The sequence below is a fragment of the Streptomyces cylindrosporus genome (genome assembly GCF_022698165.1).
GTDB lineage: Bacteria > Actinomycetota > Actinomycetes > Streptomycetales > Streptomycetaceae > Streptomyces > Streptomyces cylindrosporus.
In genome coordinates this window covers 1-22,001 of record NZ_JALDAY010000002.1, presented here as the reverse complement: position 1 = coordinate 22,001, position 22,001 = coordinate 1, and the positions used below count along the sequence as shown (strand labels likewise).

Sequence of the window (22,001 nt, the reverse complement as noted above, 5' to 3'; positions counted from 1 at the left end):
GGGAAACAGTGGTTCACAGGTGGCGGCGCTGCCCGGCGACCTGTCGGTCGTACTCCTCGCGGGCCCGTACGGCGGCCTCGCGGGAGGCGGTCTCGGCCACCGGCACGTCCCACCAGGCCTCGGCCGGGGGAGCCGTCGGGGTCGCCGTGTCGGTCTCGACGTACACGCAGGTGGGGCGGTCGGAGGCGCGGGCCGCGGCGAGCGCCTCACGCAGTTCGCGGACCGTCTTGGCCCGCAGTACGTCCATGCCGAGGCTGCCCGCGTTGGCGGCCAGGTCGACGGGGAGCGGGGCGCCGGAGAAGGTGCCGTCGGCGGCCCGGTAGCGGTAGGCGGTGCCGAAGCGCTCGCCGCCGACCGACTCGGACAGGCCGCCGATGGAGGCGTAGCCGTGGTTCTGGATCAAGACCAGGTTGACCGGCAGGCCCTCCTGGACTGCGGTGACGATCTCGGTCGGCATCATCAGGTAGGTGCCGTCGCCGACCAGCGACCAGACCGGGGTGCCGGGGGCGGCCTGCTGGACGCCGATGCCGGCCGGGATCTCGTAGCCCATGCAGGAGTAGCCGTACTCCAGGTGGTACTGGCGCCGGCTGCGGGCCCGCCACAGCTTGTGCAGGTCGCCGGGGAGCGAGCCGGCCGCGTTGATCACCACGTCCTCGTCGCCCACGACCGCGTCCAGGGCGCCCAGCACCTGGGTCTGGGTGGGTACGGCGTTCTCGTCGGCGGCGGTGAAAGCGGCGTCGACCACCCCTTCCCAGCGTTCCTTGCCCGCCCGGTACTCGGCCTCGTAAGCCGCGTTCACACGATGCCCGGCCAGACCCTCCGTCAACGCCGTGAGCCCCGCGCGCGCGTCGCACACGAGGGTGCGCGCCGCCAGCTTGTGAGCGTCGAAGGCCGCGATGTTGAGGTTGACGAAGCGGACGTCCGGCTTCTGGAAGAGGGTGTTGGAGGCGGTCGTGAAGTCCGTGTAGCGCGTCCCGACGCCGATGACCAGGTCCGCCGTGCGCGCGATGTCGTCGCAGACCGCCGTGCCGGTGTGGCCGATGCCGCCGAGGTCGGCGGGGTGGTCGTGGCGGAGCGAGCCCTTGCCGGCCTGGGTCGAGGAGACCGGGATGCCGGTGGCGTCCACCAGCGCCTTCAGCGCCTCCTCGGCCGCGCTGTGGTGGATGCCGCCGCCCGCCACGATCAGCGGTCGCTCGGCGGCCCGGATCGCCGCCACCGCCTCCGCCAGCTCCTGGGGGTCGGGAGCGGGACGCCGTACGTGCCACACCCGCTCGGCGAAGAACTCCTCCGGCCAGTCGTACGCCTCCGCCTGCACGTCCTGGGGGAGGGCCAGGGTGACCGCGCCGGTCTCGGCGGGGTCGGCGAGGACGCGCATGGCGTTGAGCGCGGAGGGGATCAGGGTCTCGGGGCGGGTGACGCGGTCGAAGTAGCGGGACACCGGGCGGAGGGTGTCGTTCACCGACAGGTCCGCCTCCACCGGGTGCTCCAGTTGCTGGAGGAGCGGGTCGGCGACGCGGGTCGCGAAGTAGTCGCCGGGCAGGAGCAGGACCGGGAGGCGGTTGATGGTGGCGAGGGCGGCGCCGGTGACGAGGTTCGTCGCGCCGGGGCCGATGGAGGTGGTGACCGCCTGCGCGGAGAGCCGGTCGAGCTGGCGGGCGTGGCCGACGGCCGCGTGCACCATGGCCTGCTCGTTGCGGCCCTGGTGGAACGGCATGGTGTCCTCGCCCGCCTCCAGGAGGGCCTGCCCGAGCCCGGCGACGTTGCCATGGCCGAAGATGCCCCAGGTGCCGGCGATCAGCCGCCGCCGGACGCCGTCGCGCTCCGTGTACTGGACGGACAGGAACCGCACGAGTGCCTGGGCGACGGTGAGGCGGCGGGTGGGGGCGGTGCTCATCAGGACTTCTCCGGGGCCGTGTAGAGGGGCAGTCGGGGGTCGACGGGCTGGTCCGGCCAGGTGGAGCGGACCCAGGCGTGGTCCGGGTGGTCGCAGATCAGCCAGGCGCGCTCGGGCTCGGGGCCCGCCATGACGTTCAGGTAGTACATGTGGTGGCCGGGCACCGCCATCGAGGGCCCGTGCCAGCCGTCGGGGATCAGCACGACGTCCCCGCCGCGCACTTCGGCGAGTACGTCGGTGTTGCGGCCCTGGCCGGAGGGCGAGACGCGCTGGTAGCCGAGGCCGGGGACGCCGTCGTGGTCGGCGAACTCGAAGTAGTAGACCTCTTCGAGGACGGACTCCTCGCCGGGCCGGTGCTCGTCGTGCTTGTGCGGCGGGAAGGACGACCAGTTGCCGCCCGGCGTGATCACCTCGACCGCGATCAGCCTGTCGCACTCGAAGACGCTCGCCGCACCGAAGTTGTTGACCTGCCGGGAGCAGTTCCCGGTGCCGCGCAGCTCCACCGGCACCGAGGAGGCCGGGCCGTAGCGGGCGGGCAGCCGGCGGGTGCAGCGGGCGCCGGTCAGCGCGAACCGACCGCCGCCCGCGGACGACACCGTCGTACGGGCGTCGCGCGGTACGTACGCGAAGTCGCTGACCGCGCTGAACACGCCGTCGCGGCCGGTGAGTTCGAAGGTGTCGTGGCCGAAGTCGTCGGCGGCCGACACCGTGCAGCCGCCGCTCAGCGGCAGCACGATCCACTCGCTCTCGCCGGTGTCGAAGGTGTGCGTGCCGCCCGGCGGGAGCTCCAGGACACGCAGGCTGGAGTAGCCCCAGCCGGCCTTCTCCGGGGTCACGTCGACGACGTAGGGGCCGCCGAGGGCCTTTCCGGCGGGAAGGTGGTATGTCATATGGCACTCCTCGTCCGTGTCATGACAGGCACGTCACAGCAGCCCGACGGCCGTGTCGACCGCCGTCTCCACACTGCCCACGGCCGGATACAGCAGCGACCGGCCGACGACCATGCCCAGGACGGTGGGCAGCCGCAGCGCCTTGCGCCACTTCTCGTACGCCCCGTCCTGATCGTCCCCGACCTCCCCGCCCAGCAGCACGGCGGGCAGCGTGGACGTCTCCATGACCTCGGCCATGTCGTCCGGGTTCTCGGTCACCGGCAGCTTCAGCCAGGTGTGGGCGGAGGTGCCGCCGAGCCCGGAGGCGATGGCGATGGACTTGGTGACGGCCTCGGCGGACAGGTCGTTCGTGACCTTCCCGCCGATCCGACGGGAGAGGAACGGCTCGACGAACAGCGGGAGTCGATGCGCCGCCATGTCGTCGATCGCGCGGGCCGTGGACTCCAGGGTGGTCAGCGAACCCGGGTCCTCGTAGTCGATACGGAGCAGCAGCTTGCCCGCGTCGAAGCGGAGCCGGGCGATGTCCTCGGCGCGGTGGCCGGTGAAGCGGTCGTCCATCTCGAAGCGGGCGCCCGCCAGGCCCCCGCGGTTCATGGAGCCCATCACCACCTTGTTCTCCAGCACCCCGAGCAGGAGCAGGTCCTCCAGGATGTCGGCCGTGGCCAGCACCCCGTCGACGCCGGGCCGCGACAGCGCGATGCAGAGACGTTCCAGCAGGTCGGCCCGGTTGGCCATGGCGAGCCTGCGGCCGCCGACGCCGAGCGCGCCGCGGGCCGGGTGGTCGGCGGCCACGATCATCAGTCGGCCACGGTCGCCCAGGAGGGGCCTGCGGGCGCGCCGGGCGGCCGCCTCGGCCACGGCCTCCGGGTGCCGGGCCCGGACCGAGACGAGGTCGGGGATGCTGAGGGACAAGTGGAAGCTCCGTTTCAGGGAGTCGCGCGCGCGAGGAGGTCGTAGACCTCGGCCGGGGTGGGCATCGCGGAGGAGCAGGCGAGACGGGAGGCGACGAGGGCGCCGGCCGCATTGGCGTACCGCATGGTTTCGGCCAAATCCCAGCCGGAAAGCAGCCCGTGCACGAGGGAACCGCCGAAGGCGTCGCCCGCGCCCAGCCCGTTCGCCACCTCGACCGGCACCGGCGGGACCTCCGCGCTGCTGCCGTCCCGGTGCACCGCGAGCACGCCCTTGGGGCCCTGCTTGACGACCGCCAGCTCCACGCCCGCCGCCAGCAGCGCCTCGGCGCAGGCCTGCGGCTCGCGGACCCCGGTGGCGACCTCGCACTCGTCGAGGTTGCCGACGGCGACCGTGGCATGCCGCAGGGCCTCCGCGTAGTACGGGCGGGCCTCCTCCGGATCGCGCCAGAACATGGGCCGCCAGTCGAGGTCGAAGACCGTGATGCCCGCCTTGTCGCGCGCCTTGAGAGCGGCGAGCGTGGCCGAGCGGCTGGGCTCCTCGCTTAGGCCGGTGCCGGTGATCCAGAAGACCCTGGTCGCCCGAATGGCGAAGTAGTCCAGCTCCTCGGTGTGAATCTCCAGGTCAGGAGCCTTAGGCTGCCGGTAGAAGTACAGAGGGAAGTCGTCCGGCGGGAAGATCTCGCAGAAGGTCACCGGCGTCGGATGGGCGGCCACGGGTGTGACCCAGCGGTCGTCCACGCCTATCTCCTTCAGTGCCTGATGGAGATAGGCGCCGAAGGGGTCGTCCCCGGTGCGGGTGATCACCGCGGTGGACCGGCCGAGGCGGGCCGCCGCCACGGCGACGTTCGCCGCCGAACCGCCGAGGAACTTGCCGAAGGTCTCGACCTGCGACAGAGGAACGCCGGACTGCAGAGGGTAGATGTCCACTCCGATACGGCCCATAGTGATCAAGTCGAGGGACTGCGCCTGCTCGGTCATGTCCCCAGGTGTAGGCCTCGAGGACCAGCGCTGTCAATAGTTTGTACTTACATTCGGACCTGCTTGTGAAATGATGTCTTAACAAAGTATTGACAGCGGGCGCGCCAGAGGATTGGATCCCGTCCCAGCGCAACCGCCGCATTTGCGGCAGACGACCCGGACATGCCAAGATCCCGGGCCCTGGATCTTCGTGATCCCCTTCTCCCTTTCCCCCGCAAAGCACAGTGAGGTGCCAGGAAAGATGGACCGCTCTTCAAAGCCCCGCTCCCGCAGACTCGCCCCCGTAGTCGCGGTGGCCGCGGTTGCCGCCCTGACCCTCGCAGGCTGCTCCAGCAGTTCCGGGGGCAAGAAGTCCGAGGAAGGCGGGGCCAACGCCTCCGCCGGCAAGGCCACCACGCCCCGGATGACCGTCGCGCTGGTCACCCACCAGTCGCCCGGCGACACCTTCTGGGACATCGTCCGCAAGGGTGCCGAGGCCGCAGCCGCCAAGGACAACATCAAGCTGATCTACTCCGCCGACCCGAACGCGGGCAACCAGGCCACCCTGGTGCAGAACGCGATCGACCAGAAGGTCGACGGCATCGCCGTCACGCTCGCAAAGCCGGACGCCATGAAGACGGTCATCGGCAAGGCGAAGTCGGCCAACATCCCCGTCGTGGGCCTCAACTCCGGCGTGAGCGACTGGAAGAAGCTCGGCCTGATGGAGTTCTTCGGGCAGGACGAGACGGTGGCGGGCGAGGCGTTCGGCAAGAAGCTGAACTCCCTCGGCGCCAAGCACGCCGTCTGTGTCGTGCAGGAGCAGGGCAACGTCGGCCTCACCCAGCGCTGCGACGGCCTCAAGAGCACGTTCTCGGGCAAGACCGAGGTGCTCAACGTCAACGGCACCGACATGCCGTCCGTGAAGTCGACGATCACCGCCAAGCTCAAGCAGGACTCGTCGATCGACTACGTCGCCACGCTGGGCGCCCCGTTCGCGCTCACGGCCGTGCAGTCGGTGTCCGACGCGGGCAGCAAGGCGAAGGTCGCGACCTTCGACCTCAACAAGGACCTCACGACCGCCATCAGCAAGGGCACGATCCAGTTCGCGGTGGACCAGCAGCCGTACCTCCAGGGCTACCTCGCGGTGGACTCGCTGTGGCTCTACAAGAACAACGGCAACTACAGCGGCGGCGGTGAGCAGCCCGTGCTGACCGGCCCGGCCTTCGTCGACAAGTCGAACGTCGAGGCGGTCGCGAAGTTCGCCGCGAAGGGCACTCGGTGATCAGCATGACCCAGCATGCCGAGCCGGCGGTGACCACACCGCCGGCCCCCGGCCCGAAGGAGACCGACGGGCGGACCGCCGAACGGCCCCTGGCCCTGCGGCTGTTGGCCCGCCCCGAGGTGGGCGTGTTCCTCGGTGCCGCCGCCGTCTACGTGTTCTTCCTGATCGCCGCCCCGCCGGTGCGCGACGGCAGCGCGATGGCCACGGTGCTGTACCAGTCCTCGACCATCGGCATCATGGCCCTGCCGGTGGCGCTGCTGATGATCGGCGGCGAGTTCGACCTGTCGTCCGGCGTCGCGGTGATCACCTCGGCGCTCACCGCGAGCATGCTGAGCTACCAGCTCACGCTGAACGTGTGGGCGGGAGTGTTCGTCGCCCTGCTGGTCTCGCTGGCGGTCGGTTTCTTCAACGGCTGGATGGTCGTCAAGACCGGGCTGCCCAGCTTCCTGGTCACCCTGGGCACCTTCCTGATCCTGCAGGGCGCCAACCTCGCGGTGACCAAGCTGGTCACCACCAACGTCGCCACCGACGACATCAGCAACATGGACGGCTTCGAGCAGGCCCGCAAGGTCTTCGCCTCGTCCTTCGACATCGGCGGGGTCCAGGTGAAGATCACGGTCTTCTACTGGCTGGTCTTCGCGGCCATCGCCACCTGGGTGCTGCTGCGCACCAAGTACGGCAACTGGATCTTCGCGGTCGGCGGCAACAAGGAGTCGGCGCGGGCGGTCGGCGTGCCCGTGACGTTCACCAAGATCTCCCTGTTCATGCTGGTCGGCCTGGGCGCCTGGTTCGTGGGCATGCACCAGCTCTTCACCTTCAACACCGTGCAGTCGGGTGAGGGGGTGGGCCAGGAGCTGATCTACATCGCGGCGGCCGTGATCGGCGGGTGTCTGCTGACCGGCGGCTACGGCTCGGCGATCGGTCCGGTCTTCGGTGCCTTCATGTTCGGCATGGTCAACCAGGGCATCGTCTTCGCGGGCTGGAACCCGGACTGGTTCAAGGCCTTTCTGGGCGTCATGCTGCTGGGCGCCGTCCTGATCAATCTGTGGGTCCGCCAGTCGGCGACCAGGAGGTGACCCGATGACCACGAACGAATCCGGAACCCACGGAGCCATCCTCCCCGACGTCGCGCCCGAGGGCGAGGACGGCCCGATCGTCGAACTGCGCAACGCGGGCAAGGCGTACGGCAACATCCGCGCCCTGCACGGGGTCAGCCTGAAGGTGTTCCCCAGCCAGGTCACCTGCGTGCTGGGCGACAACGGCGCCGGCAAGTCGACCCTGATCAAGATCATCTCGGGGTTGCACCAGCACACCGAGGGCGAATTCCTCGTCGATGGCACCCCGGTGCGCTTCTCCACCCCGCGCGACGCCCTGGACAAGGGCATCGCCACGGTCTATCAGGACCTCGCCGTCGTCCCGCTGATGCCGGTGTGGCGCAACTTCTTCCTCGGCTCCGAGATGACCAAGGGCCCCTGGCCCCTGCGCCGTCTCGACATCGAGAAGATGAAGCAGACCGCGGATCAGGAACTGCGCAACATGGGCATCGTCCTGGACAACCTGGAACAGCCCATCGGCACGCTGTCCGGCGGCCAGCGCCAGTGCGTGGCCATCGCCCGCGCCGTCTACTTCGGCGCCCGCGTCCTCATCCTGGACGAGCCCACCGCCGCCCTCGGCGTCAAGCAGTCCGGGGTCGTGCTGAAGTACATCGCCGCCGCCCGCGACCGCGGCCTGGGCGTCATCTTCATCACCCACAACCCGCACCACGCCTACATGGTCGGCGACCACTTCAGCGTGCTGCGCCTGGGCACCATGGAGCTGTCCGCCTCCCGCAGCGAGGTCAGCCTGGAAGAACTCACCAACCACATGGCCGGCGGCGCCGAACTCGCGGCCCTCAAGCACGAGTTGGCCCAGGTCCGCGGCGTCGACGTCGAGGAACTCCCCGAGGAGGAGGACCTCACCGCACCCGTCGCCTCCTCGGAAGGAGCCGCCTGACATGGTGAACGCCCTCGACCGCATCCGGGTCGGCTCGGCCCCCGACTCCTGGGGCGTCTGGTTCCCGAACGACCCCCGGCAGGTGCCCTGGGAACGCTTCCTGGACGAGGTCTCCGAGGCCGGCTACTCGTGGATCGAGTTGGGTCCGTACGGCTATCTGCCCACCGACCCCGCTCGGTTGACCGACGAGATCGCCAAGCGCGATCTGAAGGTGTCGGCCGGCACGGTCTTCACCGGCCTGCACCGCGGTCCGTCGGTCTGGGAGTCCACCTGGGAGCACGTCAGCCAGGTGGCCGCGCTCACCCAGGCGATGGGCGCGCGGCACCTCGTCGTCATCCCGTCCTTCTGGCGGGACGACAAGACGGCCGAGATCCTGGAGCCGGCCGAGCTGACCGGCGAGCAGTGGGCCCACCTCACCAAGGGCATGGAACGCCTCGGGCACGAGGTGAAGGAGACGTACGGCCTCGAACTCGTCGTGCACCCGCACGCGGACACGCACATCGACACCGAGGACCACGTCGAGCGCTTCCTGGACTCGACCGACACCGAGCTCGTCAACCTGTGCCTGGACACCGGCCACTACGCCTACTGCGGCGGCGACAGCGTCAAGCTGATCGAGGCGTACGGCGAACGGATCGGCTATCTGCACCTCAAGCAGGTGGACCCGGCGATCCTGGCCGACGTACAGGCCAAGGGCACACCGTTCGGGCCCGCCGTGGCGCGGGGCGTCATGTGCGAACCGCCCGCGGGCGTACCGGAGTTGGGGCCGGTCCTGGAGGCGGCGCAGCGGCTCGGCGTGGAGCTGTTCGCCATCGTCGAGCAGGACATGTACCCCTGCGAGCCGGACAAGCCGCTGCCGATCGCGGTGCGCACCCGCAAGTTCCTGAGGTCCTGCGGCGCCTGACGAAGCGAGGGGGACGACCATGGCTCAGCCGGGAACGCTGCAAGTCGCCGTCGTCGGCACCGGAAAGATGGGCGCCGACCATGTCCGCCGTATCCAGGAAGTCGTCAGCGGGGCCACGGTGACCGCTGTCGTGGACGTCGACGCGGAACGCGCCAAGGCCGTCGCGGACCGCGTCGACGGCTGCACCGCCTACACCGACCCGACCGCCGCGATGGCGGCGGCCGACGTCGACGCCGTGCTGATCGCCTCCCCGGGGCCCGCCCACGAGGCGGCCCTGCTGGCGGCGTTCGAGCACGACCTGCCCGTGCTGTGCGAGAAGCCGCTCACCCCGGACGCGGCGTCCGCCCTGCGCGTCATGGAGGCCGAGCAGCGGCTCGGCCGGCGCCGGGTCCAGGTCGGCTTCATGCGGCGCTACGACGCCGAGTACATGAGGCTCAAGGCCCTCTTGGAGACAGGGCAGTTGGGCCGGCCGCTCATGCTGCACAACCGGCACCGCAACGTCGCCTCGCCGCCCGGCTGGCACAGCGAGATGCTGATCAACGACTCCGTGGTGCACGAGATGGACGTGACCCGGTGGCTGCTCGGGCAGGAGATCACCGCGGTCACGGTGCTGCGCCCGACGCCGTCCGCGAACGCCCCGGACGGGGTGCAGGACCCTCAGTTCGTCGTCTTCGAGACCGACGGCGGCGCGGTCGTCGACGTCGAGATCTTCGTCAACTGCGGCTTCGGCTACCAGGTCCAGGCGGAGGTGGTCTGCGAACGCGGCACCGCCCGCATCGGCGACGGGCACGCAATGGTCACCAACATGGCCGGGCGGTGGGGCGGCACCATCGCCCAGGACTTCGTGGAACGCTTCGCCGACGCCTACGACCGCGAGGTGCAGGCCTGGGTCGACGCCACCCGCCGGGGCGAGGTCACCGGCCCGAGCGTGTGGGACGGCTACGCGGTGGCCGCGGTGTGCGAGGCGGGGGTGCGGGCGCTGACGGAGGGCGGCCGGGTGGAGGTGGAGCTGGCGGAGCGGCCGGCGCTGTACCGCTGACGGCCCAACGGCGTTGAAATATCGCCCGATTGCGTGATGGACCGGCCTCCTTCGCCGCGTCACGCTGTCGCCGTGACCGAAACCGCTCCGGCCGCGGCGGTATCCGCGGAGACCGTGGAGATCCGCGTGCACGGCGTCAGCGGGACGCCCGTGGAGAGCCTGCTGGAGATCAGCGACGTCCGCCAGGTCGACGGTGACGACCTGGCGGGGTTCTACCGACTTCCCGACACCCGGCCCGAGTCGGACGTCCGCTGCGAGGCGTTCCGCTGGGGCGCCATGACCTCGGGCTCGGTGTCCAAGGCCGTATGGCTGCTGATGGCTCCGCTCGGGGTGATCAACCTGGCCGGGTTCACGCTGCCCGACCCTGCCGGGAAGAAGGCGCAGGACCGTGTCCTCGGGGTGGCCGAGGCATTGTTGCGGCTGCTGGGCCTGGTCATGACTCTGCTGCTGGTCACCGCCGTGACCTTCGTGGCGGTCGATCAGGCCGCGTGGCAGTGCGGCGCGGATCCGAACTGCTCGAAGAAGCTGCTGTTCCTGACCGATCAGCACTACGGCTGGCACTTTCGGCTGGCGTGTGCGGCGCTGGTGCCCGCGGCGATGGTGCTGGTCCTCGACCGCATCAGCTCGAAGGTGTACCTGTACCCTCCCGTCCTGTCCAAGCGGGAGCAGTCCGGCGAGACCCGCCCCCGACTGGGGGACAGGGACTTCTGGATGCCGAAGCCGCGCACCGCGCTGCTGCGCCGACTGCACCTGACCGCCTCCCTGGCCGTGGTGACGATGCTCGTCGCCCATCTCTCCACGCACTACGTGTCCGGTCTCCAGGCCGCGCGGGGCTGGCCCCGGCCCGTGCTGTGGGTCCTGTTCTGGATCGCCTGCGCGATCGCCGTCCTGTGCCTGGTGGTCACCGCGGCCGGACGGACGCCGGGTCTGGACAAGGTGGACGCGGTGACCGACCCCAATGCCGTGCCGAGCTTCTACCGTGTGGTCTACGGCGTGGCCTGGGCGGTCTTCGCGGCCGCCGCCCTGGTCGGTGGCGGGCACGCCGGTGGCAGCCGGGGGCGGCTACCCGTGTGGCTGACCGGCTTCGACTGGGCCTTCCAGGTGTACTACGCCTGTGCGGCCCTGCTGTTGGTGGCGCTCGCGCTGGCGAACCTGTTCCTGGTCCGCGGATACGAGCCCGCCGATGTGCCGGAGCCGTACCGGCGGCTGTGGCGGGGCATGACCTGCACCGTCCTGACCGGCTTCGCCGTACTGCTGGCGACCGGCTTCACCTCGGGCCTCATCCTCCAGACGGCGCGTCTGTTCGGCCACCGCGACCGGCTCAGGGACATCCGGCAGCCCCTGGACCTGCCGGACCTGTTCCATGTGACGACCCTGCTGTGGGGGTTGCTCATCGTGCCCCTCGTAGCCGTCGCCGCCGGCTGCCTCTTCTGGCGTGCGATCCACCCGCGGTGGCCGAACGGCGTGACCTTCCCGGATCGGATCGTGCAGGAGTACCCGAACAAGGCACAGCCGGAGGACCGCACCGTCACCCTCATCCGCAAGGCATGGCAACGGGCCCGTCTCAAGTACCGGCTGCCGACCTGGCTGTGTGCCATCGGAGTTGCCGGATGGGTCGCCGCCGTCGCGCAAGGAGTGCTCGGCGCCCTGGCGGTGCCGCCCGGACCGGACCCCGTGCCCGGGTGGCTGAAGGACCACGTCTACACCGGACGCAACCCCCGCCTCTTCTTCACCTTCGTCGACGAGGTCCTCGGCACCTGGACCCTCACCGCCCTCGCCGCCGGCCTCGCCTTCCTCGGCATGCGCGCCTTCCGCAACCCCACCTGGCGGCGCACCGTCGGCATCATCTGGGACCTGCTCGCGTTCTGGCCCCGCTTGACCCACCCGATCGTGCCACCGCCGTACGGAGGCCGCGCGGTGCTGGGGCTCGTCAAGCGAGTGGAGGACAGGACCGCGGCCGGAGACACGGTCGTGCTCTCCGGACACAGCCAGGGCAGCCTGATCTGCGCGGCGGCGGTCCTCGCCACACCGGACGAGGCCCGCAAGCGGCTCGCGCTGCTCACCTACGGCTCCCAACTCATGTGGGCGTACTCCAGGTTGTTCCCGGCCTACGTCGGCCACGACACCCTCAAAGACCTGTACGCGGACAAGCTCAAGGACCGCTGGTACAACCTGCACCGCTGGACCGACCCCATCGGCGGGCCGGCCCTCGCGTATCCCGCCTCGGGAAAGGTCGACCCCGTGCTGCCCGTCACCGCTTGGCGGACGATCGACGGACATCCGGTCGAAGCCGATCCCAATCCGACCCCGGAGGCGGAGCCTTGGTGGCGCCAACTGGGCCCCGAACACCAACTCCGCGACCCACGAACCGTCGTACCCTCCGACAACGCCCCCGCCACCCCGATGCTCGGCCACAGCGCCTACTACGCGGACCCGGCCTTCGACGCCCTCGTTCGCCGACTCGCCGCGAAGATCCAGCCGTTCAACGCCTGATCGTCGTCCGGGGCCGCGGCTCGAAGCCCGCGGCCCGGTAGCACTCGTCGATCAGCCTCATCGTCGCCAGCGCGTCGTCCGCGTCCAGGGAAAGCGGCGCGCCCTCGCGGACCCGCGCCGCGAACGCCTCCAGCTGGTAGGTGTACGAGGACCGGGTGCCGAGCCGTTCCGTCCGCTCGCCCTCCGCCGTACGGACCACGAGCCGGTCGTCGAGGTGGGGGAGGACGAAGTTCGGGGCGAGGGCCTCGCCTCTCGTGCCCACGATGAGGCAGCTCATCTCCAGCTTGTCGTACGACATGTGGCAACAGGCGGAACCCTGGGCGCCGTCGGGGAAGGACAGGACGGCCTCCAGCCACTCGTCGACCCCCGGCGCTCCTTCCCTGTCCTCGCCCTCCGCGGACTGCAGCCGCGGTGCGCCGCCCGCCCAAGGAGCCAGCATCCGCATGGCGTGCAGGCCGTAACAGCCCAGGTCCATCATGGAGCCGCCGGCGAGCGGCAGGGACCAGCGCGGGTCGGTGTCCGCGGGCGGCGGGATCGCGACCGTCGTCTCCACCCTTCGCAGGTCGCCCAGTTCGCCGTCGGCGAGGATCTCGTGCAGACGCCGGGTGACGGGGTGGAAGAGGTAGTGGAAGCCCTCCATGAAGACCGTGCCGGCCTTGGCCACCGCCTCCCGTACCTCGGCCGCCTCCTCGGCGTTGCTCGCCGACGGCTTCTCCGACAGGACGTGCTTGCCGGCCGCGAGCGCGGCGAGGTTCCACGGGCCGTGCAGGCCGTTCGCCAGGGGGTTGTAGACGACCTCGACCTCGGGATCGGCGAGCAGTTCGGCGTACGAACCGGCGACCCGCTCCACGCCGTGCTCGGCGGCGAAGGCCTCCGCGCGGGACCGGTCGCGGGCGGCCACCGCGACGACGCGGTGCCCGGTGGTCCGCGCCGGGTCGATAAGGGCACGCTCGGTGATCCGCGCGGCGCCCAGTACTCCGATGCGCAGTGGTTCCCGGCTCGTCTCGCTCATGACGTCGGTCCCTCCTTGATCCGTTACGGCAGTGTCAGTGTGCCGCCCGTCGGCGGGAAGTGGCGGCGGACGAGGTCCTGGGCGTGGGCGACGGCGCACTCGATCAGCTCGAAGGCGGGCAGCCCGCCCACGTAGTAGGTGCGGTCACGGCCCTGCAGGGCCTCCAGCCGGTCCAGGGCGCCGTCCGCGAGGTCGGCGCTCCCGAAGTGCGGCATGAACGCCCACGCGCGCTCCAGATGCACCTGCTCCAGACGCCCGCCGAGCCCGGCGACGTCCTCCCGCAGCAGCGCGCCGACCTCCTCGGGGCGGCCGTAGGAGTAGAAGGTCCGCACGTCGCTGCCCGGGTAGCGGTGGTGGTACGAGACGCAGTGGCCCTTCGACGCACGGCTCGCGGTGTGGGCGCCGAGGAAGTAGAAGGCATCCTCCGGGAGGCCGGACGCGGTGGCGAGGGTGGTGTGGTAGGCGTTGGCGCGGACCTGGGCGGCGAGGTCGCGCTCCTCCGCGCCCGCGTCCAGGGCCGGCAGGACACGGTCGAGAGCGACGGCGAGGACGACGTCGTCCGCCTCCACCGGCCCGGCGTCCGTGTGCACCCGTACCCCTTCCGCGCGGCGCTCGACCGACGCCACCCGCACTCCGCAGCGCACGTCCTTCAGCTCCTCCGAGACCCGCCGCCACAGCGCGCCGAACCCGCCCACCACGGTGAACGCGCCCGCGTGGCCCAGCAGTTCGGGAGGACCGGCCAACAGGCCGGTCATCTCGGCGTACTTGACGAAGTACAGCGCCGGCACGTCGTCGTCGAGGTAGCCGTATCCGGCCGCCGTGTAGCCGGTGCCGAAGGAGTCGGCCATGGACCGGAGATCGTGCTCGGCGAGCCACTGGATGACCGGGGCGGCCAGTGCCCGCGCGGAGTGGGCGAGGCCCGGTTCGGCGATGTGCGGGAACTCCCGTTCGCGCAGCGCCCGGTAGCGCGGGAAGGACTCCTCGCGCAGGAACGACATCGCCTGCCGGGTCGCCGCGCGGCCCTCGACGTCGAGGACGCGGTAGCGGCTGGTGCGCTCCGTCTCCACGTCCAGTTCGGTCAGCAGCTCCGCGATCCGTTCGTACCGGGTGGTGCAGATATGCCCGCCGAGGTCGTAGGCGCGCCCGTCGACGTCCACGCTCGCGCACTTGCCGGCCACCGTGTCCCGCTCTTCCAGGACGGTCACCCGGTGTCCGGCCCGCTCCAGCTCCCGGGCGGCGGCCAGACCGCTCGGGCCGGCGCCGATGACGACGACCGTGCGGGGGCTCGACTCCCTTGCTGTGAAGGGCTGTTCGGTCATGCGCGTTGCTCCTCGGCAGATCCGGTCGGCGGGGTCCCATGCTCGTACCCGGAGATCCCGTCGGCGTGGCCGACCAGAGCAACGTGATGGTTCGCACACTCGTGTTCCGGGCACCGGAGGCCGGTCCGTGCCCGGAACACGAGGACTGTGGGCACCCGTCAGGCGGTGCGGACCTCGGCGATGGTCACCGGCCGGTGCTCGTGCAGCGACAGCGTGCACGCGTCGGCGATCCAGCCGGCCTCCAGCGCGTCCTCGACCGTGCACGGCGAGGGGCTCCTCCCGGCCACGACCTCGGTGAACGCGGTGAGTTCGGCGCGGTAGGCCGCGGTGAACCGGTCCATGAAGAAGTCGTGCGGGGTGCCGGCCGGGAAGGTCACGCCGGGCTCGACCGAGCGCAGCGGGAGCTTGTCCTCCAGGCCGACGGCGATGGAGTCCTCGAAGCCGTGGATCTCCATGCGGACGTCGTAACCCCGGGCGTTGTGGCGGGAGTTGGAGACCACGGCGATGGTGCCGTCGTCGAGGGTGAGGATCGCGCCGGTGGTGTCGGCGTCACCCGCGTCCTTGATGTACTCGGCGCCGCGGTTGCCGCCGACGGCGTACACCTCGACGACCTCGCGGCGGGTCACCCAGCGGATGATGTCGAAGTCGTGGACGGAGCAGTCGCGGAAGATGCCGCCGGAGGCGGCGATGTACGCGGCCGGCGGGGGAGCCGGGTCCAGGGTGGTCGAGCGCACGGTGTGCAGCTTGCCCAGCTCACCGCTCTGCACAGCCGCGCGGGCGTTGACGAAACCGGTGTCGAAGCGGCGGTTGTAGCCGATCTGGATCGGTACGTCCGTGCCCTGGACCGCCTTGAGCACCTGCACGCCCTCGGCCATCGTCCTCGCGACGGGCTTCTCGCAGAAGACGGGGATGCCGGCCTCCACGCCGGCCAGGATGAGGCCGGGGTGGGCGTCCGTCGCGGCGGCGATCACGATGCCGTCGACACCGGCCGCCAGCAGGGCCTGGGGCGAGTCCACGACCTCGCCGCCGAACCGCTCCGCGGCCGACTTGGCGGCGTCCGCGAACGGGTCGGTGAGCACCAGCGACTCGACCGCGTCGAGTCCGGAGAGGGTCTCGGCGTGGAAGGCGCCGATGCGGCCGAGGCCGAGGATTCCGATACGCATGAGGGTGCAGCTCCTTGATGTTGTTGCAGCGGCGGGGCTAGGGCCTGTCCTAGTCGAGTCCGCCGAGTACGTTCTGGTCCCAGTCGATCACCGAACCCGTCACCACGCCCGAGCGCTCCGACAGCAGGAGGACCACGAAGTCGGCGATCTCGTCCGGCTGGCCGAGCTTGCCCATCGGCAGCTTCGCGGCGGCCTCCTCGCGCCAGTCGTCGTCGGCGTCGTGGAAGGTCTTCTGGGTCGAGTCCTCGCCCTCGGTGTCGGTCCAGCCGATGTTGAGGCCGTTGATCCGCACCCGGTCCCAGCGGTGGGCGTGCGCGGCGTTGCGGGTCAGGCCCATCAGGCCGGCCTTCGCGGCGACATACGGGGCGAGGAAGGGCTGCCCGCCGTGCGCCGAGGAGGTGATGATGTTGACGACCGTGCCGGGCGATCTGCGGGAGACCATGTCCGCGACCGCGGCCTGCATGGCGAAGAACGGCGCCTTCAGGTTGATCGCGATGTGCTGGTCGAACAGCTCGGGCGTGGTGTCGAGCAGCGTGCCGCGCGAGGTGAGCCCGGCGGAGTTGACCAGGCAGTCGATCCGCCCGTACGCGGCGACGACGTCACCCACGGCGGTCCGCGCCTGCTCGGCGTCGGCGAGGTCGGCGCGGATGAACATCGCCTTGCCGCCGGACGCCGTCAGCTCGGCCACCAGGTCCTCGCCCGGCCCCGGACGCCGGCCGGTCACGGCCACGACCGCGCCCTCGCGGACCGCGGCCCGCGCGATGGCGGCACCGACGCCCTGACTGCCGCCGTTGACGAGCACGACCTTGTCGTCGAGAAGTCCCATGACGTGGAGGGTCCTTTCAGCTTTCCCGGCGTTCGGCGCCGGCCCGCAACTCGGCCCGGAGGGCCGCGGGAGTCCAGTTCTCGCCGAGCGCGCGCCGGACCGTGTCCGCCTGGGAGGGCGGGGCGAGTCCGTCGACCGGCGGGTCGCTGTCGAGATTGGTGGGGAAGGGGTAGCCCTCGGCGCTCGCGGCGATCACACGCTCCAGCCAGTCCTCGCCGACGCCCTCGGACCTGCGCTTGAGGAGCGCGGGGAAGACGGCGTTGGCGACGGCCTCGCGGTCCACCGTCTCCATGGCCCGCCCGAAGGCGGAGGACACCTGGAGCAGGTTGGCCATGCGCCGGACGTCCGCTGAGCGGTTGGTGCCGGCCGCGTGGAACAGCGCCGGGTTGAAGAAGGCCGCGTCACCCTTGGCGAGGGGGAGCTGGACGTGGTGGGCGTCGAAGTAGGCCTGGAATTCGGGCAGTCGCCAGGCGAGATAGCCGGGCTCGTACTTCTGGGAGTGCGGGAGGTACATCGTCGGCCCCGTCTCGACGGGCATGTCGCAGTGGGCGACCGCGCCCTGGAGGGTGAGCACGGGGGAGAGCAGGTGGACGTGGGCCGGGTAGGCGGCGGCGACCGGGTTGGTGAGGAAGCCCAGGTGGTAGTCGCGGTGCACGGTCTGCGCCTGTCCGCCCGGGTTGACCACGTTGACCTGCGAGGTGACCTGGTAGCCGGGGCCGAGCCAGGCCGCCGAGACCAGCGCCAGGATGTCGTTGGCGTAGTAGTCGGCGAACGCCTCGGGGTCGTACAGGGCGGCCTTCTCCAGCGCGTTCCACACCCGGTCGTTGGCGCCCGGCCTGGCGAAGTGGTCACCGGCGGTGGCGCCCGAGGCCCGCTGCTCGGCGATCAGGGCGTCGAAGACGGCGCTGAGCCGGTCGACGACCGGGTGGTCGGGGAAGGCGCCCCGGAAGACCACGATGCCGGGCCCGTCCGCGAGGGCCTGCACCAGCTCGGCCTGCACCGCCCGCGGCTCCGCCTTGCGCAGCCGCTCGCTGTCGTAGACCAGGGCGTTGCCCTCCACCGCGGAGGCGTACGGGTAGTCGGCGAGGTCGGTGGTCCGCTCGACGAGTTCACGGAAGTCGGCGAGGTCACAGTCCCGCTCGGACAGCCACGCACGGCGTCGTACGGAGGTGGAGGACATCGTCGTCCCTTCTGGGGGAGGTACCGGCGGCACCGGTGACAGGTCGGGGCCGCGCTGCCATTCTTGTCAGTACAAACCCGTCGAACAACCAGCAGGCGGCCATCAAAAACCCCTCAAGGAGCCGGCCCATGGGGCACCCCTTCCCGATCCGGGAGATCGCACGTCAGGCAGGTCTGAGCGAGGCGACCGTCGACCGGGTGCTCAACGGCAGGGGCGGGGTCCGCGAGAGCACCGCGCGGGAGGTCCAGCAGGCGATCGCCGACCTCGACCGGCAGCGCACCCAGGTCCGGCTGGTGGGCCGTACGTTCATGATCGACATCGTGATGCAGACGCCCGACCGGTTCTCCACCGCCGTACGGGCGGCCCTGGAGGCCGAGCTGCCGGCCCTGCACCCGGCCGTCGTGCGCTCGCGCTTCCACTTCCGGGAGACTGGCCCGGTGCCGGAGCTGACCCGGACGCTCGACCGGATCGCGCGGCGCGGCTCCCAGGGCGTGATCCTCAAGGCCCCGGACGTGCCCGAGGTCGCGGCCGCCGTCGGCCGCCTCACCGACGCGGGCATCCCGGTCGTCACCCTCGTCACCGACCTGCCCGCGACCCCGCGGCTCGGCTATGTCGGCATCGACAACCGGGCCGCCGGCGCGACCGCCGCGTACCTCATGGGCCAGTGGCTCGGCGACCGTCCCGGCAACGTGCTGACCAGCCTCAGCAGCGGCTTCTTCCGCAACGAGGAGGAGCGCGAGATGGGCTTCCGCAGTGCCATGCGCCACCTCCACCCGGAGCGCACCCTGGTCGAGATAGCCGAGGGCCAGGGCCTGGACGCCACCCAGTACGAGCTCGTCCGGGCCGCTCTGCGGCGCGACCCCGCCATCCGGGCCGTGTACTCGATCGGCGGCGGCAACATCGCCACCCTGCGCGCCTTCGAGGAACTCGGCCGCGAGTGCGCCGTGTTCGTCGCGCACGACCTCGACCACGACAACACCCGCCTGCTGCGCGAGCACCGCCTCTCCGCCGTCCTCCACCACGACCTGCGCCAGGACATGCGCGAGGCCTGCCACATCGTCATGCGCGCACACGGCGCCCTGCCGCCCGCCGGACCCACCCTGCCGTCCGCGATCCAGGTGGTCACGCCGTACAACATGCCACCGCAGGCGACGAGTCGATGGGACGGCGAGTGACGACGAGAACCGAAGAGGTGGAGATCGAGGGGGTGCGCCTGCTCGCCACCCTGACCACGGGCGGCGAGGTCGGACTGCTGGCCCTGCACGGCAGCAACGAGGGCGGTACGGCCGAACTCGCGCGCTCCGTGGCCGAGCGGTGCGGCGCCACCAGCCTGGTCTTCACCCAGCCGGGCAAGCCGGCGCCGGTGCACATCCCGTCGCCGCGCATGGCCGTGGCCCACTGCGAACTGCTGCGGGTCTTCCTGTCCCACGTGGCGGTCACGGTCTCCCTGCACGGCCACATGCGCCGGGCGACACCCCGGGCCATCTTCCTCGGCGGCGCCAACCGGCCCGCCGCGCACCTGCTGGCCTCCGGCATGACCGCCCTGCACCCCGAGTTCCACACGGTCACGGACCTGGAGGAGATCCCCGTCAACCTGCGCGGCCTGCACTCCAGGAACCCGGTGAACCTGACCCGCGGAGGCGGCGTCCAGGTGGAACTCCCGCTCACCGCCCGCACCCGGCGTCAAGGATGGCGACCGGGCGTCCCCGACGAGCCGCCGCAGTCCGTCGTCGACGCCCTGACCAAGGGCATCGGGCTGCTCACAGATTGATGGCGTACGCCTTCCGCAGCGTCTCGTGCACCGTCCACGTCGTACGGTCGCCCTCGCGCAGCACCGCCATGTCCCCGGGGCCGACCGTCAGGGTCGGCCCGCCCTCGACCTCGATCGTCGCCGACCCGCTGATCACCACGAACAGCTCGTCCGCCTCGGTGTCGGTGACGACGCCCGGCGTGATCTGCCAGACGCCGCGGATCTGCTTCCCGTCCGCCGACTCCCAGACGACCTTCCCGGTCACCTCCGGCGTGCCGGAGACGATCTGCTCGGGGGCGAGCGGCTCGGGTTCGAGCTCGGCGTCGGGGATGTGCACTACGAAGCTGTGGGTCATGCGCCGACCCTAACGAGCCCGACAGGCGATCGGCCGTCGACACTGTGTGCGGTATCGGCGCAGGTGGGAGGACACTCCGTCGCGACTGGCGGCCCGGCCGGTGCCGGGTGATCGTGGAAGGCATGGCGCAGACCACCACGGCCGCCCGCGAGCCACGGCAGCACGACACGCGTGAGGCCGTGCTCTTCGGCGGGGTCTACGGCTCCGTACTCGCCTGCTCCATGGTCGCCGCGCTCACCCAGTACGGCCACACCTCCCGGGCCAGCCGCCGCTACGACGCCCTGTGGCTGCTGGTGACCGCTCTGGCCTCCGCCCTCGCGCACGGCTACGCCCACTACATCGCCGAGCGCGAGCCGCACCGCCGCTGGGACGCCCTGCACACCCTCGTCGACGAGTGGCCCCTGGTCACGGCGGTGCTGCCGACCGTGCTGCTGCTCGCGGGGGCGGGCTGGGGCTGGTGGCCGCCCAACGGCGTGGAGTACGCGGCGTTCGTCCTGAACATCGTCCTGCTGTTCGCACTGGGCCTGGTGACCGCCCGCCGGTCGCACCGCCCCTGGCCGGCCGCCCTGCTCATCGGCGCGGTGGACGCCTTGCTCGGCGTGGTCGTGGTCGTCGCGAACGCGGTCATCAAGTGATCGGTCCCGAGACGGCCCGACTTGCCGTAGGGTCATGCGCCGTGGGGACGGACATCGACGGTGTCATCGAGTGCCGATCGGCCGACGGACACTGGCAGTTGGAGGCCGATCTGCTGGACTTCCGGCCGCCGCGGGACTACGACGCCTGGGAGTGCCTCTTCGGCGTGCGCGGAACGGGCGACGTCCAGCGCCCGCTGTTCGCCGCCCGCGGGCTGCCGCAGGACATCTCGGAGGCGACGCGGGAGGCGGCTGTCGGCGACTGGCAGCACAGCCATACGTACGCGACCTGGCCCGAGGTCGCCGCGGTCGACTGGGACGAGCCGCTCGCCGCCGGTCCCGCCTGGAACCGCGCGCTGCGCAGAGACCGGGAAGGCGAGGATCTCGTACGGGTGACACCGGGCCTGCGCGAGGCCGCCGCCGCCACCTTCGGCGGGGACCTCCTGCTCGCCCCGCCCGAATGGCCACCCGGCGGCGAGGTCCACCTGGACGGCGCCGTCTACCGGCCCGTGGTGCCCACGGCGCGGCTCCTCGCACCGCCCGACGAGGGATGCTGGGCACAGGTGTGGCGAACCATGCGGGAGCTGGCGGCCAGGCACGGCGACGAGCACGTACGGCTCCTCGTCTGGTTCGGTTGACCGACGAACCCGGGAAGGAGCCGACATGACCACGGACGCCACGGACGCCATGGACGCCATGGACACGACGGTCACCGACGAGGCCGTGAGCAGCCTGGCCGGCACCACCGACCCGCGTCTGCGCGAGCTGCTCACCGGCCTGATCCGCCATCTGCACGCCTTCGCCCGCGAGACCCGGCTCACCCAGCGGGAGTGGGAGCGGGCGGTCGGCTTCCTCACCGCGACCGGGCAGACCTGCACGGACACCCGCCAGGAGTTCATCCTCCTGTCGGACGTGCTCGGCCTGTCGATGCTCGTCGAGACGATCAACGGCGACCGGGCCCCCGGCGCCACCGAGTCGACGGTCCTCGGCCCCTTCCACATGACCGAGTCCCCGGTCCGGGAACTCGGCGCGGACATCGACCTGGTGGGCGGAGGCGAACCCTGCGTGGTCAGCGGCCGGGTCCTCTCCAGGGACGGAACTCCCTTGCCGGGCGCGGAGGTCGACGTCTGGCAGGCCGACGGCAACGGCTTCTACGACGTCCAGCGCCCCGACGTACAGCCCCCGGGCAACGGGCGCGGACTGTTCACGGCCGACGCGGAGGGCCGCTTCTGGTTCCGGACCTGTGTGCCGAGCCCGTATCCCATCCCGACGGACGGCCCGGTCGGCGACCTGCTCAAGGCCACCGGTCGTCACCCCTACCGCCCGGCCCACATCCACTTCATCGCCTCGGCCGAGGGACACGCCCCGGTCACCACGCACATCTTCGTCGCGGGCAGCGACT

At 71.2% G+C, this 22,001-nt stretch carries 21 protein-coding genes; 11 read left to right on the top strand and 10 right to left on the bottom strand.

Features of this window, described 5'->3' with window-relative positions; genetic code table 11:
• Positions 1-13 precede the first annotated feature (13 nt).
• Genes iolD through iolC form a run of 4 tightly spaced genes read right to left on the bottom strand, consistent with a single transcriptional unit; the run spans position 14 to position 4,673 of the window.
• The gene (gene iolD, locus MQP27_RS05060) at positions 14-1,894 is read right to left on the bottom strand and encodes a 3D-(3,5/4)-trihydroxycyclohexane-1,2-dione acylhydrolase (decyclizing) (RefSeq protein WP_242761590.1); all 1,881 of its coding nucleotides are present in this window, start codon (positions 1,892-1,894) and stop codon (positions 14-16) included.
• A complete protein-coding gene (iolB, locus tag MQP27_RS05055; RefSeq protein WP_242761581.1) occupies positions 1,894-2,784 on the bottom strand; it encodes a 5-deoxy-glucuronate isomerase in 891 nt (296 codons plus the stop codon). Before iolB ends, iolD begins: the two co-directional genes overlap by 1 nt.
• A 33-nt stretch (positions 2,785-2,817) precedes the next feature.
• Positions 2,818-3,696 carry a Cgl0159 family (beta/alpha)8-fold protein gene (locus MQP27_RS05050; protein WP_242761558.1) on the bottom strand — a complete coding sequence of 293 codons (879 nt, stop codon included), beginning with the start codon at positions 3,694-3,696 and terminating at the stop codon, positions 2,818-2,820.
• A gap of 14 nt (positions 3,697-3,710) precedes the next feature.
• Complete coding sequence (iolC, locus tag MQP27_RS05045) at positions 3,711-4,673, bottom strand: 5-dehydro-2-deoxygluconokinase (RefSeq protein ID WP_242761554.1); 963 nt, start codon at positions 4,671-4,673, stop codon at positions 3,711-3,713.
• Positions 4,674-4,914: 241 nt separating this feature from the next.
• On the opposite strand from iolC, the gene MQP27_RS05040 reads away from it, so the two are divergent.
• From MQP27_RS05040 to MQP27_RS05015, 6 genes are all read left to right on the top strand, one after another.
• Entirely contained in the window at positions 4,915-5,934 is a 1,020-nt protein-coding gene (locus MQP27_RS05040; RefSeq protein WP_242761551.1) for a sugar ABC transporter substrate-binding protein, read from the top strand.
• Positions 5,934-7,010, top strand: coding sequence for an ABC transporter permease (locus MQP27_RS05035; RefSeq protein WP_242763560.1), 1,077 nt, complete (start codon positions 5,934-5,936; stop codon positions 7,008-7,010). Before MQP27_RS05040 ends, MQP27_RS05035 begins: the two co-directional genes overlap by 1 nt.
• Before the next feature lie 4 nt (positions 7,011-7,014).
• A complete protein-coding gene (locus tag MQP27_RS05030; RefSeq protein WP_242761548.1) occupies positions 7,015-7,926 on the top strand; it encodes an ATP-binding cassette domain-containing protein in 912 nt (303 codons plus the stop codon).
• Between the two features lies 1 nt (position 7,927).
• Positions 7,928-8,830 (top strand): sugar phosphate isomerase/epimerase family protein, encoded by a 903-nt coding sequence (locus tag MQP27_RS05025; RefSeq protein ID WP_242761545.1) that lies wholly within the window; start codon positions 7,928-7,930, stop codon positions 8,828-8,830.
• A 19-nt stretch (positions 8,831-8,849) separates the two neighbouring features.
• Entirely contained in the window at positions 8,850-9,869 is a 1,020-nt protein-coding gene (locus tag MQP27_RS05020; protein WP_242761542.1) for a Gfo/Idh/MocA family protein, read from the top strand.
• A gap of 72 nt (positions 9,870-9,941) precedes the next feature.
• Positions 9,942-12,362, top strand: a complete 2,421-nt coding sequence (locus MQP27_RS05015; RefSeq protein ID WP_242761539.1) for a hypothetical protein — start codon at positions 9,942-9,944, stop codon at positions 12,360-12,362.
• On the opposite strand, the gene MQP27_RS05010 is transcribed toward MQP27_RS05015, so the two are convergent.
• From MQP27_RS05010 to MQP27_RS04990, 5 genes are all read right to left on the bottom strand, one after another.
• The gene (locus tag MQP27_RS05010) at positions 12,352-13,374 is read right to left on the bottom strand and encodes a Gfo/Idh/MocA family protein (protein WP_242761537.1); all 1,023 of its coding nucleotides are present in this window, start codon (positions 13,372-13,374) and stop codon (positions 12,352-12,354) included. The genes MQP27_RS05015 and MQP27_RS05010 overlap by 11 nt on opposite strands.
• Positions 13,375-13,397: 23 nt before the next feature.
• Positions 13,398-14,693 carry a protoporphyrinogen/coproporphyrinogen oxidase gene (locus MQP27_RS05005; RefSeq protein WP_242761534.1) on the bottom strand — a complete coding sequence of 432 codons (1,296 nt, stop codon included), beginning with the start codon at positions 14,691-14,693 and terminating at the stop codon, positions 13,398-13,400.
• 158 nt (positions 14,694-14,851) lie between these two features.
• Positions 14,852-15,856, bottom strand: a complete 1,005-nt coding sequence (locus MQP27_RS05000) for a Gfo/Idh/MocA family protein (protein WP_242761531.1) — start codon at positions 15,854-15,856, stop codon at positions 14,852-14,854.
• 49 nt (positions 15,857-15,905) lie between these two features.
• Entirely contained in the window at positions 15,906-16,682 is a 777-nt protein-coding gene (locus tag MQP27_RS04995; protein WP_242761528.1) for an SDR family oxidoreductase, read from the bottom strand.
• Positions 16,683-16,698: 16 nt separating this feature from the next.
• Positions 16,699-17,862, bottom strand: coding sequence for a phytanoyl-CoA dioxygenase family protein (locus tag MQP27_RS04990; RefSeq protein ID WP_242761525.1), 1,164 nt, complete (start codon positions 17,860-17,862; stop codon positions 16,699-16,701).
• Between the two features lie 128 nt (positions 17,863-17,990).
• Between MQP27_RS04990 and MQP27_RS04985 the strand changes: the two genes are divergently transcribed.
• Both MQP27_RS04985 and MQP27_RS04980 read left to right on the top strand, forming a co-directional pair.
• Positions 17,991-19,037: a LacI family DNA-binding transcriptional regulator gene (locus MQP27_RS04985; RefSeq protein ID WP_242761522.1), complete on the top strand. Its 1,047-nt coding sequence runs from the start codon at positions 17,991-17,993 to the stop codon at positions 19,035-19,037.
• On the top strand, positions 19,034-19,633 hold the full coding sequence (locus MQP27_RS04980) for a poly-gamma-glutamate hydrolase family protein (RefSeq protein WP_242761509.1): 600 nt from the start codon (positions 19,034-19,036) through the stop codon (positions 19,631-19,633). The genes MQP27_RS04985 and MQP27_RS04980 overlap by 4 nt, the downstream gene beginning before the upstream one ends.
• Here MQP27_RS04980 and MQP27_RS04975 read toward each other — a convergent pair.
• Positions 19,623-19,967, bottom strand: coding sequence for a cupin domain-containing protein (locus MQP27_RS04975; protein WP_242761495.1), 345 nt, complete (start codon positions 19,965-19,967; stop codon positions 19,623-19,625). The two genes, MQP27_RS04980 and MQP27_RS04975, sit on opposite strands and share 11 nt — an antisense overlap.
• A gap of 122 nt (positions 19,968-20,089) precedes the next feature.
• Between MQP27_RS04975 and MQP27_RS04970 the strand changes: the two genes are divergently transcribed.
• The 3 genes from MQP27_RS04970 to MQP27_RS04960 all read left to right on the top strand — a co-directional run.
• Positions 20,090-20,602, top strand: coding sequence for a hypothetical protein (locus tag MQP27_RS04970; RefSeq protein WP_242761492.1), 513 nt, complete (start codon positions 20,090-20,092; stop codon positions 20,600-20,602).
• A gap of 41 nt (positions 20,603-20,643) precedes the next feature.
• Positions 20,644-21,237 carry a hypothetical protein gene (locus MQP27_RS04965; protein WP_242761453.1) on the top strand — a complete coding sequence of 198 codons (594 nt, stop codon included), beginning with the start codon at positions 20,644-20,646 and terminating at the stop codon, positions 21,235-21,237.
• A gap of 25 nt (positions 21,238-21,262) precedes the next feature.
• Positions 21,263-22,001 (top strand): dioxygenase family protein (locus tag MQP27_RS04960; RefSeq protein ID WP_242761446.1); only part of this gene is annotated, 739 nt, incomplete at its 3' end.